We start from the raw sequence: 17,998 nt of genomic DNA, 5'->3' as shown, positions 1-17,998 counted from the left end.
AGATATCTTAACATTAAAAATATTTCAAATGTTTTTACATATATATCTATTTTTCATAATAACAGAAAATGTATGGTTATCTCTAGGAATTATATTTTCATTTTTAACATTAAATATGTGTACTCATTTTATAAAAGGAACTTTAAGAGTTGATAAATATTATATAGAAAACCTTGTAAATAGAATGTATCTAACTAAAAATTATAAAGAGTTTAAAGAGCAACTTTCAAAGGAGTTAAAAAAGAATTTAGAGTTAATTGATGTAGAAACGAAAATACTTATTAAAAGAGAGGACTATAAAAAGTTTTTAGTAGATAGAAATTATGATGAATCAGAAATTTTGTTGGAAAAAGGTGACATTTTAAATAAAAAGTATGATTATGCAGTGAGATTAAAATATAGTAAAAATCCATTTTTAGCATTGATTTTAATAGAAAATAAAAATATTAAATTGGTTTATGAAGAAAAAAGATATTTAGAAGAGATATCTGAAAAAATATCGTTAGTTGCAAGTAGATACAGGATTGAAAAGCTGCAGGAGGAACTTAATTGAAAAAAATAGGTGTCAATATAGATTTAAATTTACAAGAGATATTAAGAGAACTTTTAGAGGCGGAGTTTTATTCGATTGATAGTGTGATATCTTATGATTTAGAAAGTATAGATGTGGTTATAATAGATTTAAAATATGAAATTAATGATAATAAAATACACTTTTTTAGTAGAAAAAATATTCCTGTTATGTTATTATGTTCTAGAGATGATGATTTTAGAAGAATCAAAGGTTATTTTAAAAGAAAAGAGATATATGACTGCATATATAGAGATGATTATTTTGAAATTGAAAGATCATTAAGAGAGTTATTCAGCAACAAAAAAATTTTGAAAAATATAAAAGAGATTGTAATAAATGATACTTTTTATAGAGCAATTGTAAAAATAGATGATATTATATATTTAGATTATTGTAGAATTACAAGAAAAACCGAGATTACTACTAAAAATGGAAAAATATATTGTGTAAAAAGAGGATTTTCAGAGGTTGAAGATAAGTTAAGAATACTAGAGTGTTTTATAAAACTAGATAGAGGAACACTTATAAATAAAAATTTATTAAAAGAGATTGACTATAAAAATGAAAGAGTAACATTTGTTGGAGATAACTGGTTATCTGTGAGTAGAACTAAATTAAAAATTTTAGAGGAAAACTTGGATTTATTCGGAAATAGAATAGAGCTATAAAAATATTTTTTTAAAGACGGAGGATATTTATGAAAAAAATAATACTTTTTTTAACATTGATTTTAGGAAGTTTAGTTTTTGCAAATGAAAAACCTTTGATTGTTGGAATGGAGTTAGCGTACCCTCCTTTTGAAATGTCTGATGAAAATGGAAAACCAACAGGTATAAGTGTAGATATGGCTTACGCACTTGGAGAGTATTTAGGAAGAGATATTATTATAGAGGATATGGCTTACGGTGGATTAATTCCAGCATTAAAAACAAAAAAGATAGATATAATAATATCATCTATGTCTGTGACAGATGAAAGAAAACAATCGGTTAGTTTTTCAACACCATATGCAAAAAGTTATTTAGCAATGTTAGTTAACAATAAATCTGGTATTACAAATGCCAATGATTTAAATCAAAAGGGAAAAAAGGTTGCAGTAAAAAAAGGTACAAGTGGACATACTGTAGCTCAAAAATATTTTCCAAATGCTGAAATATTAGTTTTTGATAAAGAGAGTGCTTCAATATTGGAGGTTTCTCAAGGTAAAGTGGATGCTTTTATATATGATCCACTAACAATTTATAGAAACTGGACAAGAAATTCAGAAACTACAACACCGCTATTAGCTCAGTTTGAAACAGAATCACAACCTTGGGCAGTAGCATATAGAAAAGGTGAAGAGGATTTAGGAGCTCAAATTGATGAGTTTATAATTGAATATAAGGCTAATGGTGGATTTAATAAGTTAGCTGACAAATATTTAGGTGAGGAGAGAGCTTTCTTTACAGAGAAAAATGTACCTTTCTTCTTTGATTAGGAGATGATATGAGTATACTAAAAACTCTATTTTTTAGACCAAAAACTGAAAGTGAGACTACAACGGTAAAGTGGATAAATATAGTTTTAGTAACTGTAATAGTTTTAGGAGTTTTTCATTTTGCTTTTAGCAGATTAGACTACCCATATAATTGGGAAGGAATAATTGAAAAGTATAAATATAAATTTATGATTGGATTTACTATGACCTTAGTAATATCGATGTTCTCTTTAATAGCAAGCTTTATAATAGGAGGACTTTTAGTTTTAGGACAAAGAGGAAGTTTTTTACCAACATATTATTTTGCTAAGGGATTTACTGAGGTTATTCGTGGAACACCATTAATTGTGCAAATTTATCTATTTTATTATGTAATAGGAACTGCTTTTGGAATTGAAAATCGTTATATAATGGGAGTGCTAATAATGGGAGTATTCTCAGGAGCCTATGTTTCAGAGATTATTCGTGCAGGAATTGAAAGTATAAATAAAACTCAAATTGAAACTGCAAGATCTTTGGCTTTTACAAAGGTCCAAACGTATAGATATATAATTCTTCCACAAGTTATAAAAAGAGTGATGCCACCTCTTGCAGGTCAGTTTGCAAGTTTAATTAAAGATTCATCGCTATTATCAATAATAGCAGTAAATGAGTTTACTAAAAATGTTCAAGAGGTGGATTCTTTAACATTTTCTCCAATAGAAAACTATTGTATATTAGCAGTTGGATATTTAATACTAACATATCCTATTTCCCACCTTTCTAAATATTTAGAGAGGAGGTATAGCTATGGAAATTAAAATTGATAATTTATATAAAAGTTTTGGAGAGCAAGTTGTATTAAATGGTTTAAATTTAGATATAAAAGATATTCACTCTATTGTTATAATAGGACCATCTGGTGGTGGAAAGTCAACTTTATTAAGAATTCTAGCTGGACTAGAAGTTTCAGATAGTGGTGAGATTGAAGTGAATGGAGAGAGAATTCCCAAAGAGGAAGAGGGGCTTCACGAATATAGAAAAAGTATTGGAGTGGTATTCCAAGCTTTTAATCTTTTTCCACATTTGACAGCTTTAGAGAATATAACTTTACCTTTAGAAAAAGTTCATAAAATTCCTGCTAAAGATGCAAAGGAAAGAGCTGAAATACTTCTTAAGAGATTTGGACTTTTTGAGCATGAGGGAAAGTATCCACATCAATTGTCAGGAGGTCAACAACAAAGAGTGGCAATAGTGAGAGCAATGGCGCTAAAGCCAAAGTTTTTACTTTTAGATGAACCAACATCAGCTCTAGATCCTGCCTTAACAAAAGAGATTCTAGAGGCCATAAAAGAGCTACGTAAAGACAAAAAAGATATGGTTTTAGTAACTCATGAAATGGAGTTTGCTAAAGGGGTAGCTGATTGTGTAATCTTTGTAAGCGGAGGAAAAATTGTTGAGATGGGACCTCCTGGAATAGTATTTGAAAATCCAAAAACTGTAGAGTTATGTAAATTCCTTGGTGGAGTGGATTGTGAGAAAAGAATAAAAAATAGATAGTGTCTAGTTAAAGCTAGGCACTTTTTTTGATTTATATAGAAAAATATTACATAAAATTACGTATTATATTTCAAAATTATAAATTAGATAAAAGATTGACTTTAAAAGTAAGAGGTGATATAAAATTCTTTTGAAGAAATTTAAAAAGGGAAAATAGTATTTAGAAAGTATATTTCTATAAACGAAAAAAATTTTGGAGGTTAGATGAGACTATATAAAAAAGAACAGATATATAGCTTTCTTAAAAATACAATTTTATCAATGGGTGTAGCAATTTTAATATCTATAGTAGCCCATGTATTAATAGATAAAGATAAAATAAGAATAGATTTTTTAGAAATTGGATTAAGTGCAGTGAAAATATTTTTTAGTATATTACCCATGGTATTTTTAAAGCAGAAGAATTTTATATTTAAAGATGGACCATTAAAGGCAACAGCATTAGTATTTTATTACTTAATATTAGTGCCTATTATAAATTTTTCTTTAAATATTAACGAGAATGAAAGTAGTTTAAAGTACTTTTTTTATTTTTTATCATTTATAAATATACTTCTCCTAATAGCTTGTCATGTAATAATATTAAAATATGTTTTTGCAGATTTTTTTAGGCGTAGAAGAAAAGTTGTTCCAAAAGATGTAATTGTTGTAATAACAACTTATATAACCATTGCCATAAGTTTTGGACTACTATATACTGTACTTAGTTTATTTAGTTCAACACCAGTTTTTAATGGTATAACTCAAGATTTACCACAAATTGAGTTTTATTTTAAACATATATATTTTAGTTTTATAACAATAACAACAGTAGGATATGGAGATGTATATCCACTAACTATGTTGGCACAGTTTTTAGTTGTTGTAGAGATAATAACTGGAATTGTTCTTACAAATGTAATATTAGGGCTTGTAATTGGTTCAGGAATATTATCATCAAAGGATTAAATAAAAACGGGAGGATTAAATGGGAAAGCTAAAAAAAATAATCTTATTTTTTGTGCTTTGTTTGTCTGTTTTAGGAGCTGAGGAGTCTCCAAATAGAGTTAACTCTGCTGCTGAAAAAATAAAAGAGATTGATAAGCAGATACAAGAGTTAGAGTTAAAGAGAAAAAATTTAGAAACATTAAAGCAGACTTTTATCAAAAATCAAAATGTATCTAGACCTAAAGTTGGACTAGTATTGAGTGGTGGAGGTGCTAAAGGTGCTGCTCATATAGGAGTTTTAAAAACATTAGAAAAATATCAAATACCAATAGATTATATAGTTGGAACAAGTGCTGGAAGTATAATAGCAGCTATGTACTCTGTGGGATATACTCCAGATGAGATTGAAAAAGTAGTAACAGATATACAGTTTTATGATCTATTTAAAAATAGTTCAAGTAGAGATTTAGAGGGAATTGTACAAAAGACACAATCTAATAAATATCCACTGAATATAGCTTTGACAAAAGATTATAATTTATCTTTACCAATGGGAGTTTTAAATGGAGAATATATCTATTTAGAGTTAAAGAAAATTTTTGCAAGAGCAGAGAATGTAACTGATTTTAAAGATTTTCCAATACCTTTTAGAGCTATGACTACGAATCTCCAAACAGGAGAATCTGTAGAAATAAACAGTGGTGATTTGGCTTTAGCTACTTTAAAAAGTATGGCTATTCCAACTTTCTTAGATCCAATAAGAGAGGGAGATAACTATTATGTAGATGGAGGAGTAGCAGATAACTTCCCAGTTTTACAAGCTATAAATATGGGAGCAGACATAGTTATTGGAGTAGATATAGCAGCAGAACCTATTGTAATTACAGATAATTCAAATATAATTCAAATATTAGATAAGTTATCAACATACACTGGGGACAGAAATACTGAGATTCAGACTAACTATCCAGATATATTAATAACACCAGATGTAAAAAAACATAGTACTTTAGATTTTGATAATTTACCAAAGTTAGTTGAAGAGGGACAGATTGCATCTGAAAAAGTTGACTACGCACTATCTAAATTAACAGATAAAGAGAGATATAATGAGATAAATTTAAAGAAAGAGCAGATGAGAAATAGAAAATTTGATATAAAAAATGTTAAATTAAGTGGAAATGATCTGTTAACTACAAAAGAAGTGGAAAAGTTAAGACCAGAAAAAGGTGATTTAACTGTAAGTGAGCTAAATCTATGGACAGAGAAGATATTTGCTAAAAACTTTGTAGATAGAGTTTTCTATACTGTAGATGGAGATACAGTTAACTTTACTGTAAGAGAGAAATTAGAAACAAAATTAAAGGCGGGGTTATTCTATGTTTCAAATTATGGAGCTGGATTAGAAGCTGTAGCTGAAATACCTGTATTTAATAAGTTTAATCTTTCTCAGAAGAACTACACATTAAAAGCTGAGTTTTCAAAATATCCAAAGATATCATTAACAGATATGACTCAATATAATGTTTGGGATCATAAATTACTGGTTTCAGCAGAAGTAGGTTATGGACTAAACCCTATATTCTTATATAAGGGTGGAGATAATGTTTCAACTTATGAAAATAATACTTTTGAAACAAGCTTATCAATAGGAACAACAATATTTAATGATATAATTGCAGGGTATACGTTAAGTTATAAAAATATGGAAACGAACTACTCTTCTGGAGAGAAAATTAAGAACTTCTCTTACTTTAAAAAAGATGGTTCATATTTCACAAATACGTTTAGTTTCTACTATGATACGATGAATCAGTCAGAGTATGCAACAAAAGGTGGTCAAGGACTATTACAAGTATTCTCTGAAACAAATGCAAAAGAAGGAAACTCTTTTGAAGGGTATTCAGCAATGGCAACGAAATATTTCCAATTAAGTAGTAATTGGTCATTAAATGCTGGATTAAGTGGAGGGCAGATGTATAATGCTGAAAATACACCACTATCTGAGTTATTTAATTTAGGAGGATTAAGAAGTAACCCTATACGTAGAAACTACTCATTTGTAGGATTACCAATATCTTCTGTTTATACAGATAACTTCTTTATAGGAAGTTTAGGACTGCAATACACAGTGGCACAAAACCTTTATTTAAGTCTAAATTATAATGCAGGAACATATAATTACTATTCAGGATTTGGAAGTGAAAAAGGTATTTGGGATATGGAAAAACAAGGGTATGGAATAGGAATTGGTTGGGATACATTCTTAGGACCAATGGATTTCTCAATTTCAAATAATGTTTTAAACAATGAGGCACTGTTCCAAGTTCATATTGGATATGTATTTTAATTTATAAAAAGAAATAAAGGAAGAATAAAATTATTATAGTAAAGTTATTTTAAAGAAGATAAGTTCAAGGAGGATTTTATTATGTTGAAAAAGTTAGCCTATCTATCTCCATTAGCTTTACTAATGTTTCAGGGGTGTACATCTTTAATGGATGGACATTTAGTAGCTGTGGATTCATATGCACCAAAACCAATACCAGCAGGAACATATTACCTTTCATCTAAGGGACCAGAGGCAGGATTGCAAAAACAAACTTTTGAAAATTCACTTCAAAATATGTTAGCATCAAAAGGATATACAAGAACCTTTGTAAATAAAGGAGCAAACTACAATATAGTTTATGATTATACTGTAGCAGGGCCATTTACAACAGAGGAGAGTTTCCCAGCACCTGTAAACGAATGGTGGGGAGTTGAGCAAACATATGGTGGAGTTCACAACGGTATGTTTGAAGAAGCTTGGTATAGTGATAACACTCAATATGTAAATTATTTTGTAAAAGCATTAAGTTTATCAGCTTATGCAAATAATATACCTCTTTGGAGAGTAAAAGGGCATGTACAAGCTGAGACACCTGATTTAAATCAAGATTATCAATATTTAATATCTGGAGTATCTGATTATATAGATCAAAGTTCTGGAAAAGTTGTATATGTAAATGTTGTGAAGAACTCTAAAACTGGAGATTATACAGCAACTAAATGGTAAAATTAAAAACCTTCAAGTTTAACTTGGAGGTTTTTTTTTATAAAAATTTGACAAAATCAAAAGTAGATTGTATACTCAAATTAAAATCGTATACAATATTTAAAAAGGTATACTATTAAGAGCGGTTAAAGGGAGAAAAAATGTCAGTAAAAAACACTACAGAAAATATATTTGAAGAACTAAAAGAAAAAATAATGAATTTAGAGTATAAACCAGGTCAGATAATTACAGAGCAGGAAATAGGAAAAACATATGGAGTTTCAAGAACACCAAGTAGAGATATATTAGGAAAGTTGAACTCTATGGGATTAGTTGAAAGTGAACCATTTAAATCAAGCTATGTAAGTTTACTAGATATGGACGTTATAAAACAAAGTATATATATGAGGGTTGTTTTAGAAAAACAAATTATAAAAGATGCAATAGAGATGACGAACGATAAATTTATAGCTGAGATGGAGTATAACTTAAAATTACAAGAACTTCTTTTAAAAAGAGAGTTTGAAACAAAAGAGTTTTATGAATTAGATTGTCAACTTCATAAACTGTGGTATGAGCTTACAAAAAATATGTTTATTTGGGAGCAATTAGAGAAAGCCCAAATTCATTATAAAAGATTTAAAATGTTAGATATACTTGAAGTAAAAAACTTTAAAGCTATATATGAAGATCATAAAGAGTTGGTAGATGCTATAAAAGAAAAGGATATAGTTAAGGTTGAAAAATTAATCACAGAACATCTTTATAGTGGAATAAAGAGACTACAAAGTTTAATACAAGGGGAGTTTGAAAGTTATTTTAATAAAAAATAAAAAATAAAAGGGGTGTATAGTTATGAAAAAGATAGTAAATTTGGGATTAGGTGTTGTATTTGCAGGAGTTTTAATGGGATGTTCTGGGGATAAAAATCAAGAAACAACAAAATCAAATACATTAAAAGTGGCATTTAATCAATCGGAAGCTCATCCACAGTATAAGGCTTTAAAAGAGTTTGGGGACAAGTTAGAGAAGGAAACTAATGGGCAATACAAATTAGAGATATCACCAAATGCTCTTTTAGGGGATCAAAGAGCAGCTACAGAGCTTGTTCAAAATGGAGTTATTCAAATGGCAGTTGTAGGAAATCCTGTTGTAGAAAATTTTAATAAAGACTTTGCTGTAATTGGATTACCTTATATTTATGATAGTATTGATCATCAAAAAAATGTATTTTTATCAGGAAAATTAGATGATTTATTTAAATCAGTTAGTAAAAATGGATTTGAAGTAGTTGGTGCTTATACAGCAGGAGCAAGATCAATTTATACAAATAAACCAATTGAAAAACCTGAGGATTTAAAAGGATATAAAGTTAGAGTAATGCAATCAGATACAATGAAAAAAATGGTTGATTTAATGGGTGGAGTTGGAACTCCAATGGCACAAGGAGAGGTTTATACAGCTATACAGCAAGGAGTGCTAGAAGGTGGAGAAAATAATGAAGTAACTTATGCAGATTTAAAGCATTATGAAGTGGCAAAATATTTCTCTTATACAAATCACTTAATGGTACCTGATTTAATAATTGTAAATGAAAAAGTTTATAATGGTATGACAAAAGAAAATAAGGAAATTTTTGATAAGTTAGTTAAAGAATCAGTAGATTTAGAGTTTAAAGCTTGGGCAGAAAATGTAGATGTAGCTAAGAAGTTAGCAGTAGAAAATGGAGCTCAATTCATTAATTTATCAATAAAGCCTTTCCAAGAAAATGTAAAGCCATTACAAGAAAGTGTAAGAAATTCATCTGAAGTAACTAAGAAAATATATGATGATATTAGATCTTTAGCTCAATAAAAGGTTATGGGAGAGAAAAGATGGAAACTTTAAAAAATGGTTTAAATAAAATAATTGAAATATTTTGTATAGTTCTTATGGCTTTTATGACTATTTTAGTAACATGGCAAGTAATAACAAGGTATGTTTTTAATAATCCAAGTGCAGTGACAGAGCAACTATGTCAATATCTATTTATTTGGTTAGTTTTATTTGGATCGGCTTATATATTTGGAAAGCGTGAGCATATGCAAATAACTTTTATAAAGGAAAAGCTTCCTAATAAACTAGGAAAAATATGTGATCTTTTACAAGAGACTATTATATTTATATTTACTTTAGGAGTGTTAGTAATTGGAGGATATTTATCTGTAGTAAAGCAGATGGTACAGTTTGATGCAGCTCTTCAAATACCTATAGGAGTAGTATATGCAGCTATTCCTTTAAGTGGAGTATTTATTCTATTTTATTCAATTTATAATATAAAAAAAATAGTTTTAGAAAAATAAAATACTATAAAAAGGGTGAATAAAAATGAACTTAGCATTACAAACAGGATTAATAATGTTTATGTCACTTCCTATTTTATTAGTAATAGGAGTTCCAATAAGTGTAAGTATCGGGTTTGCTTCAACATTATCAATGTTGATGATATTACCTTTTGAAGGATCTATGGTAACGTCAGCTCAAAGATTATTTATAGGAACTAATTCTTTTTCATTAGTTGCTATTCCATTCTTTATTTTAGCTGGAAATATAATGAACAATGGTGGAATAGCTATTCGTTTAATAAATTGTGCTAAATTAATAGGAGGACGGTTACCAGGTTCCCTAGCTCAATCAAATGTAGTTGCAAATATGCTCTTTGGAGCTATTAGTGGATCAGGAGTTGCAGCAGCAGCAGCAGTAGGTGGAACAATAGGTCCAATAGAAAAAAAAGAAGGATATAGTCCTGAATTTAGTGCGGCAGTAAATATAGCATCAGCCCCAACAGGAATGTTGATTCCTCCAAGTAATACTTTAATTGTTTACTCAACAGTAGCTGGAAGTGTTTCAATATCAGCACTTTTTATAGCAGGTTATATCCCAGGTATTTTATGGGGAATAGGAGTTATGATTTTATCAGCAATAATGGCTAAAAAAAATGGATATATTTCAAAAGAGAAAACAACTTTAAATGAAAAGATAAAAGTTGTACTTGATGCAATACCAAGTTTATTGTTAGTTATAATTGTAATTGGTGGAATTTTGAAAGGAATTTTTACAGCAACAGAAGGATCAGCAATAGCAGTGGTTTATTCGCTAGGTTTATCATTGATATATAAAGAGATGAGTATAAAGGAGTTACCTAAAATTTTGTTTTCTTCAGCTCAAATGACATCGATAGTTATATTTATGATTGGAGTTTCTTCAATAATGTCATGGGTAATGGCCTTTACAAATATACCCCAAATTATAGCTAAATCGATTCTAGGAATAACAGATAGCTATGCTATTATTTTAATAATAATGAATGTTTTAATGCTTATAATTGGAACTTTTATGGATCCAACGCCAGCAGTACTTATCTTTACACCAATATTTTTACCAATAGCTCAAAGTTTTGGAATGAGCCCAATACATTTTGGAATAATGATAGTATTTAATTTGTGTATAGGGACGATAACTCCTCCAGTAGGACCAATATTATTTACAGGGTGCAAAGTTGGAAATGTAACGATAGAACAAGTATTTAAAACACTATTACCGTATTATGTTGTAACAATGTTAATACTATTGTTAGTAATATTTATTCCACAATTATCAATGTGGTTACCAGATTTATTTGGTCTTATAAAATAAATAAAAATTTAGATAGGGAGTGTAAAAATGAGATTAGATATAAGATATGCAAATCATCCAGAGGATTCAAAACACTATACAACAGAGGAGTTAAGAAAGCACTATTTAATGGAAACAGTTTTCGTTGCTGATGAAGTAAACTTAATGTACTCTCATGTAGATAGAGTTATAGCTGGAGGAATCATGCCAGTTGAAACTGAGGTAAAATTAGAGGGGTGTAAAGAGTTAGGATCTGAGTTTTTCTTAGAAAGAAGAGAGCTTGGAATTATAAATGTTGGTGGAGCTGGGAAAGTAATTATTGATGGAACAGAGTACAATATGGAAGCTAAAGATGGTTTATACGTTGGAATGGGAAATAAAGAGTTAACATTTACATCAAACTCTGCAGATAAGCCAGCTAAATTTTATATAAATTCATCACCAGCACATGTTGGATATCCAACTGTAAAAATTGATAGAACAACAGCTAATAAAGTTCAATTGGGAGATTTAGAAAACTCAAATAAAAGAACTATATTTCAATATGTTCATCCTGCAGTTTGTAAATCATGTCAACTTGTAATGGGAATGACAGAGTTAGATCCAAATAACATGTGGAATACGATGCCAACACATACACATGAGAGAAGAATGGAAGTTTATTTCTATTTTGATATGGATGAAAATTCAAGAGTATTCCATTTAATGGGACAACCTCAAGAGACACGTCATATTGTAATGGCTAATGAGCAAGCAGTAATATCACCATCTTGGTCAATTCATTCAGGTGTAGGAACTAAAAACTATACATTTATTTGGGGAATGGCTGGAGAAAATCAAACATTTACTGATATGGACCATGTTCCAATGGATCAGTTAAGATAGTATAAATAAGTTAGGGTTTAATTAAGGAGGGAGAAGAGATGTTAAATATGTTTAATTTAGAGGGAAAAGTTGCAATGGTGACTGGAGGAAATGTAGGAATAGGAAATGCACTTGCAATGGGACTTGCAAAAGCTGGAGCAGACCTATTTATATTCACATATAATGATGATAATATGGAAAATGTTATAAAAGAGGTTGAAGGACTAGGAAGAAAGGTTGCTTATGCAACTGGAGATTTATCAAAAGAAGAAGTAGCTATGGAAGCAGTTAGCAAATGTATAGAGGCTTTTGGAAGAATTGATATTCTAGTAAATAATGCTGGAACAATAAAAAGAGCACCAATTTTAGAGGGAAGTAACACTGATTGGCAACAAGTTATTGATTTAAATTTATCATCAATTTATTATCTAAGTAAAACTGCAGCGATAGAGATGAAAAAGCAAGGTGGAGGAAAGATAATAAACATAGCTTCAATGTTATCATTCCAAGGTGGAAAATTTGTTCCATCATATACAGCAAGTAAGCATGGAGTAGCTGGACTTACAAAAGCTTTTGCAAATGAGTTAGCAGTGGATAATATCCAAGTAAACGCAATAGCACCAGGATATATAGAAACAGCAAATACAGCACCAATTAGAGCTGATGAAAAGAGAAATGCTGAGATATTAGGAAGAATACCAGCAGAAAGATGGGGACAAACATCAGATCTTGTAGGAGGAGCAATATTCTTATCATCAAAGGCAGCAGATTATATAAATGGACATATTTTAGCTATTGATGGTGGATGGTTAGTTAGATAAATTTTAATGAAGAGAGAGGTTTAACCTCTCTTTTTTAGTATAAATATATAAAGAATTAGGAGGAAAATATGAAAAATTTCAAATTAATAAAACTGATATATAAAATTCATACAAACTCCCCACCACCATTGGAAGAGATAGAAAAAATGGGGCTTTTAGCAGTAAAAATTGCACAGTATTATGCATTGAGAGCGGATTTTATAGATGAATCAACATGCGTATATTTAGCAAAACTTTATGAGTATAGCTATGAAGCTCAAAAGCAGGATATAGATGAGATAATAGGAGATGATATGTGGATTTTAACAGCTATGAAATCCTATGAAAAACTTCCATTTGCATCAGCATCTATAGGGCAAGTTCATCTTGGGTTTCTAAGAAATAGTGGAAATAAAAGTGAAAAAGTTGCTATAAAGATTCGAAGAGAAAACTTTAAAAAAGAGTTTTTAGAAGATGTAGAAAGTGCAAAAAAGGTAGTTAACCTATTGTTATTTTTTTATCCTAAATTGAAAAAAATATTTAACCCATTAGAAGTTTTAAACAATATTGAGGAATCAACACTACGAGAGTTGGATTTTAAAAATGAAGTTGAGGGTGCTGAATATTTAAAAAAGTTAAAAGATGAGAATATAGAGAAATTTCCTTTGGAAAATCTGTATTTTTCAAATTTTATAGATAATTTATGTACAGATAAGGTAGTTGTATCAAAATTTATAGAGGGAAGAAGTTTTAACAGTTTATTAAAAGAAAAAGAGTTAAAGTATTCAGATCTTCTTCGAGTTTTTAAATACCACACTTTTTATATGTTTAAATTAGGTGTATTTCATGGAGATTTGCATCCAGGAAACATAATTTTAGGAGAAAATGGGGAGATAAACCTTATAGATTGCTCAACTATTGGAAGAGTAAAAATAAAATTAAGAGTGGGATTATTTTGGTTTTTTTATTATTTAAGTAGATATGATTATGATAAATCAGCTTTTTATTTAAATGAGATGTCAGAAAAAAAATTGAAAGAGGAAAACTATTTAAAATTTACAAAAAAGTTTAAAGTTCTTTATAGAGATTTTAAAAACTCCACAGTTTCTCAAGTTAGTTTAACAAAACGTATGATGGAAACAATAAAGTTAGCTATAAATTCTGGGATGGAGTTTGAAGAGGGTATGTTTCATATAATAAAAAGCTTAATGTATTTAGATGGAATGGTATTAAAGTGTAACCCAGATGTAAATTTAATGGATGATATAAAAGAGTTTACAACTTTACTAGAAAATGATATTTCATAAAAAATAAAAAAGAGATTTGCGCTATCAAATCTCTTTTTTTACTGTTCAATTAAACTATGGAAGAATCCCTCTTTAGCTTTTGAATTATGGTTTTTTAGTTCCTCTATTGCATTTTGAAGATTATCATTTAAAATTGATTCAATGATGTTAATATGCTCTTTAATAGCATCAAATCTTCTAATTGGTGGTTGAGAACTTATATTTCTGATTCTCATATTATGTTCGTAAACATTTTCCATCATTTTAATAATAAAATTATTGTTACAATTTCTTAAAATTAATAGATGTAATTCATTGTCTAAAGTATCTAACTCCTTTTTCTCTTCAGGTGTTAAAGAATTTTTATTTGAAAAATCTAAAAATTTCTCTTTTAAACTTACTAAATCTTCTCTATTGATTTTATAGAAAGCCATTTCAAGAATAATTGGCTCTAAATTACTTCTAACTTGGAAAATATCGTTAATCTCTTTAAGTGAGATATTATTAACAAACATCCCTTTTCTTGGAACTATATTAATCCAGCCCTCTTGTTCAAGTCGATTAATAGCTTCTCTAACAGGAGTACGACTGACATTAAGTGATTTTGATAAGAAATCTTCATCAATTCTTTCGTTTGCTTCTAATTTACCAGAAATAATTAACTCCTTTAACTCATCATAAGCTTTGTCTTTTAAACTTTTCATATATAACTCCCTATTTTTTTATATTAATAGTATATAATATTTTTAAAAAAAAACCAATATCAAATAAAAAATTGTTCTTTTAGTGAACGATTATATTTTTTTATGATTAAATTTATAAAAAAAAACTTGCTTTTTACAGTTAAATATAATATATTTGTAATATAATACTGATATATCACAGAATAAGGAGAAAAAAATGTTAACTAGAGAAGAGTTAAATTTACCAAAATATGGAGAGAAAGTAATTCAATTTGGAGAGGGAAACTTTTTAAGATGTTTCTTTGATTGGCAATTAGACATAATAAATAAAAATACAGACTTAAACGCTGGAGTAGCGGTAGTAAGACCAATTGATTTTGATGCAGTACCACTATTAGATACTCAAGATGGATTATACACAGCAATAATTAGAGGAATAAATGAAAGTGGAGAGGTTGTTAAAGATTATACTATAATCTCATCTATAAATAGAGAGATACCTATTTATAAAAACTTCCAAGAGTATTTACAACTAGCTCATAACCCAGAGATGAGATTTATTGTATCTAATACAACTGAAGCTGGAATAGCTTTTAGTGCGGAGGATAAGTATGAGGATGCTCCTCAAAGTACATTCCCAGGAAAGTTAACAAGATTGATGCATGAAAGATTTGTAACTTTCAATGGAGATATGACTAAAGGATTTATTTTAATGCCATGTGAACTGATTGATTATAATGGTGAAGAGTTAAGAAAGATGGTTTTAAAATATGCTGATCTTTGGAACTTAGGAGAGGACTTTAAAAACTGGTTAATAAATGGAAATATCTGGTGTTCAACATTAGTTGATAGAATTGTAACAGGGTATCCAAGAGGAGAGAAAGAGGAGTTAACAAAAGAGTTGGGTTATGAGGATAACTTTATAACAACTGGAGAGTACTTCTATTTATTTGTAATTCAAGGGCCAAAAGATATATTAACAAAAGAGTTAAAGTTAGAGGGATTAAATCTAAATATATTAATAGTTGAAGATTTAAAACCATATAAAATGAGAAAAGTAGGAATATTAAACGGAGCACATACAGCTATGGTTCCAGTTTCATACCTATATGGAATAGATACAGTTAGAGAAGCTATGGAAAATGATGATATTAGAAACTTTATTGAATTAGCAATAGATGAGGAGATTATTCCAGCTTTAGATATGGATGAGAAGGAGTTAAAAGAGTTTAAAGATGCTGTAGTTAATAGATTTAAAAACCCATATGTAAAACATATGCTAATGGATATCTCATTAAACTCAATGGCTAAGTATAAATCTAGAATACTTCCACAAGTTTTAGAGACATACAAAAGAACAGGAAAACTGCCTAAGAAACTTCTATTCTCTTTAGCAGCTTTAATAAGATTCTATAAAGGTGTTAGAGAAAATGGAGATGCTATTCAGTTAAGAGATGACAAACACCATTTAGATATGTATGCAGATTTATGGAAAGAGAACAACTATGAAAACATAGCAAAATCTGTGTTAGGATTAGAAAATCACTGGGATATGGATTTAAATTCAGTGGAGGGAATGACTGAGTTAGTAGCAAAATATTTAGAAAATATAGATAAAAATGGAGTGAAAAAAGCTTTAGAAGAGGTTAAGTAATGAAAGAGTTTATAAAGATAAACACAAGGGATAACGTAGTTATCGCTTTAAAAAATTATAAAAAAGATGAAACTATAACTTTAGATGGAGATAGTTTAACATTGTTAGAGGACGTTTCTAAAGGGCATAAAATTGCCCTTGGAAACATCGAAAAAGATGAGGATGTAATAAAATATGGAATGCCTATTGGTCATGCAACGACACAGATAAAAAAGGGTGAATGGATACATACTCATAACACAAAGACAAATTTAAAAGAACTTAATAACTATGCTTACACACCAGAGTTTCAAGATAGAGTTCTAGACTTAGAAAAAAGAAGTGTAGAAGTTTATAAAAGAAAAAATGGAGATGTAGGAATAAGAAATGAGTTATGGATTGTTCCAACAGTTGGATGTGTAAATGGAATTGCTCAACTGATAAAAGATGAGTTTTTAAATGAGATTGGAGATATTCAAATAGACAATATCAATGTTTTAACTCATAACTATGGATGCTCACAACTTGGAGAGGACCATGTAAATACAAGAGTGATACTACAAAATACAGTTAAACATCCAAATGCTGGAGGAGTACTTGTTTTAGGACTAGGGTGTGAAAATAACCAAATTGGTGAATTTGAAAAAACTTTAGGAGAGTACGACAAAGATAGAGTTAAGTTTTTAGTAACTCAAGATGTTGAAGATGAAGTTGAAGCTGGAAAAAATATACTTTTAAAGTTATATGAAGAGATGCTTCAAGATAAAAGAGAACGTGCTAGTTTAAGTGAGATAAACTTTGGATTAGAGTGTGGTGGATCAGATGGACTTTCTGGAATAACTGCAAATCCAATGTTAGGAGAGTTTTCAGATTATATTGTTGCTCAAGGTGGAACAACAGTTTTAACTGAGGTTCCAGAGATGTTTGGAGCAGAGACTCTTCTTATGAAAAGATGTAAAAATGAAGAGATCTTTAAAAAGTGTGTATCACTGATAAATGATTTCAAGGAGTATTTTATAAAAAATGACCAAGAGATATATGAAAATCCATCTCCAGGAAACAAAGCTGGTGGAATCACAACTTTAGAGGATAAATCTTTAGGATGTACTCAAAAGTCTGGAGTTTCACAAGTTATAGATGTATTAAAGTATGGAGAGGTTTTAAAAGAGAAAGGTTTAAATCTTTTAAGTGCTCCTGGAAATGATTCAGTTGCTACTACAGCTCTTGCAGCAGCAAAGTGTCATATGGTTTTATTTACAACTGGAAGAGGAAATCCATATGGAGGATATGTTCCAACTGTAAAAATCTCTACAAATAGTGAATTATACAATAAGAAAAGAAGATGGATAGATTTTGATGCAGGAAGATTAGTATCAGAAGATATCACAATGGATGAACTACTAGAGGAGTTTATAGAGTATATAATTGAAGTAATAAATGGAAAAAAAGTAAACAACGAACTAAATAGATTCCAAGAGATTGCAATCTTTAAATCTGGAGTTACGTTATAATCAACAGGGGGCA

At 29.3% G+C, this 17,998-nt stretch carries 18 protein-coding genes; 17 read left to right on the top strand and 1 reads right to left on the bottom strand.

All coding sequences use genetic code 11. The annotated features are described in order from the left end of the window. The 15 genes from HMPREF0202_RS15230 to HMPREF0202_RS03425 form a co-directional block, all read left to right on the top strand. Positions 1–553 (top strand): hypothetical protein (locus HMPREF0202_RS15230; RefSeq protein ID WP_023052002.1); only part of this gene is annotated, 553 nt, incomplete at its 5' end. Then, on the top strand, positions 550–1,242 hold the full coding sequence (locus HMPREF0202_RS03490; protein ID WP_023052001.1) for a LytTR family transcriptional regulator DNA-binding domain-containing protein: 693 nt from the start codon (positions 550–552) through the stop codon (positions 1,240–1,242). The genes HMPREF0202_RS15230 and HMPREF0202_RS03490, both read left to right, overlap by 4 nt. Before the next feature lie 29 nt (positions 1,243–1,271). After that, entirely contained in the window at positions 1,272–2,051 is a 780-nt protein-coding gene (locus tag HMPREF0202_RS03485) for a transporter substrate-binding domain-containing protein (protein ID WP_023052000.1), read from the top strand. Positions 2,052–2,059: 8 nt separating this feature from the next. Further along, positions 2,060–2,851 (top strand): amino acid ABC transporter permease, encoded by a 792-nt coding sequence (locus HMPREF0202_RS03480; RefSeq protein ID WP_023051999.1) that lies wholly within the window; start codon positions 2,060–2,062, stop codon positions 2,849–2,851. Next, a complete protein-coding gene (locus tag HMPREF0202_RS03475) occupies positions 2,841–3,590 on the top strand; it encodes an amino acid ABC transporter ATP-binding protein (RefSeq protein WP_023051998.1) in 750 nt (249 codons plus the stop codon). The genes HMPREF0202_RS03480 and HMPREF0202_RS03475 overlap by 11 nt, the downstream gene beginning before the upstream one ends. A gap of 204 nt (positions 3,591–3,794) precedes the next feature. Then, a complete protein-coding gene (locus HMPREF0202_RS03470; RefSeq protein WP_023051997.1) occupies positions 3,795–4,538 on the top strand; it encodes a potassium channel family protein in 744 nt (247 codons plus the stop codon). A gap of 19 nt (positions 4,539–4,557) precedes the next feature. After that, on the top strand, positions 4,558–6,867 hold the full coding sequence (locus HMPREF0202_RS03465) for a patatin-like phospholipase family protein (RefSeq protein WP_023051996.1): 2,310 nt from the start codon (positions 4,558–4,560) through the stop codon (positions 6,865–6,867). Positions 6,868–6,948: 81 nt separating this feature from the next. After that, the gene (locus tag HMPREF0202_RS03460) at positions 6,949–7,575 is read left to right on the top strand and encodes a hypothetical protein (protein ID WP_023051995.1); all 627 of its coding nucleotides are present in this window, start codon (positions 6,949–6,951) and stop codon (positions 7,573–7,575) included. A 140-nt stretch (positions 7,576–7,715) separates the two neighbouring features. Next, positions 7,716–8,387: a GntR family transcriptional regulator gene (locus HMPREF0202_RS03455; RefSeq protein ID WP_023051994.1), complete on the top strand. Its 672-nt coding sequence runs from the start codon at positions 7,716–7,718 to the stop codon at positions 8,385–8,387. A 22-nt stretch (positions 8,388–8,409) separates the two neighbouring features. After that, positions 8,410–9,408, top strand: a complete 999-nt coding sequence (locus HMPREF0202_RS03450; protein WP_023051993.1) for a TRAP transporter substrate-binding protein — start codon at positions 8,410–8,412, stop codon at positions 9,406–9,408. 20 nt (positions 9,409–9,428) lie between these two features. Continuing rightward, positions 9,429–9,896 (top strand): TRAP transporter small permease, encoded by a 468-nt coding sequence (locus HMPREF0202_RS03445; RefSeq protein WP_023051992.1) that lies wholly within the window; start codon positions 9,429–9,431, stop codon positions 9,894–9,896. 25 nt (positions 9,897–9,921) lie between these two features. After that, positions 9,922–11,229 carry a TRAP transporter large permease gene (locus tag HMPREF0202_RS03440; RefSeq protein ID WP_023051991.1) on the top strand — a complete coding sequence of 436 codons (1,308 nt, stop codon included), beginning with the start codon at positions 9,922–9,924 and terminating at the stop codon, positions 11,227–11,229. A gap of 27 nt (positions 11,230–11,256) precedes the next feature. After that, complete coding sequence (gene kduI / locus HMPREF0202_RS03435) at positions 11,257–12,093, top strand: 5-dehydro-4-deoxy-D-glucuronate isomerase (RefSeq protein ID WP_023051990.1); 837 nt, start codon at positions 11,257–11,259, stop codon at positions 12,091–12,093. Between the two features lie 38 nt (positions 12,094–12,131). Beyond that, the gene (gene kduD / locus HMPREF0202_RS03430) at positions 12,132–12,893 is read left to right on the top strand and encodes a 2-dehydro-3-deoxy-D-gluconate 5-dehydrogenase KduD (protein WP_023051989.1); all 762 of its coding nucleotides are present in this window, start codon (positions 12,132–12,134) and stop codon (positions 12,891–12,893) included. A 68-nt stretch (positions 12,894–12,961) separates the two neighbouring features. Beyond that, positions 12,962–14,179: an AarF/UbiB family protein gene (locus HMPREF0202_RS03425; RefSeq protein ID WP_023051988.1), complete on the top strand. Its 1,218-nt coding sequence runs from the start codon at positions 12,962–12,964 to the stop codon at positions 14,177–14,179. Between the two features lie 38 nt (positions 14,180–14,217). Here HMPREF0202_RS03425 and HMPREF0202_RS03420 read toward each other — a convergent pair whose 3' ends face one another. Beyond that, positions 14,218–14,862, bottom strand: a complete 645-nt coding sequence (locus HMPREF0202_RS03420; protein WP_023051987.1) for a GntR family transcriptional regulator — start codon at positions 14,860–14,862, stop codon at positions 14,218–14,220. 196 nt (positions 14,863–15,058) lie between these two features. On the opposite strand from HMPREF0202_RS03420, the gene HMPREF0202_RS03415 reads away from it, so the two are divergent. Both HMPREF0202_RS03415 and HMPREF0202_RS03410 read left to right on the top strand, forming a co-directional pair. Next, positions 15,059–16,495: a tagaturonate reductase gene (locus tag HMPREF0202_RS03415; protein WP_023051986.1), complete on the top strand. Its 1,437-nt coding sequence runs from the start codon at positions 15,059–15,061 to the stop codon at positions 16,493–16,495. Continuing rightward, on the top strand, positions 16,495–17,985 hold the full coding sequence (locus tag HMPREF0202_RS03410) for a UxaA family hydrolase (RefSeq protein ID WP_023051985.1): 1,491 nt from the start codon (positions 16,495–16,497) through the stop codon (positions 17,983–17,985). The genes HMPREF0202_RS03415 and HMPREF0202_RS03410 overlap by 1 nt, the downstream gene beginning before the upstream one ends. The last annotated feature ends 13 nt before the right edge of the window (positions 17,986–17,998 follow it).

It is taken from the genome of Cetobacterium somerae ATCC BAA-474 (genome assembly GCF_000479045.1).
In the GTDB taxonomy this organism is placed as follows: Bacteria; Fusobacteriota; Fusobacteriia; order Fusobacteriales; family Fusobacteriaceae; genus Cetobacterium_A; species Cetobacterium_A somerae.
Note: the sequence above shows the minus strand (reverse complement) of the source record. Positions and strands in the feature narration are given on the sequence as shown.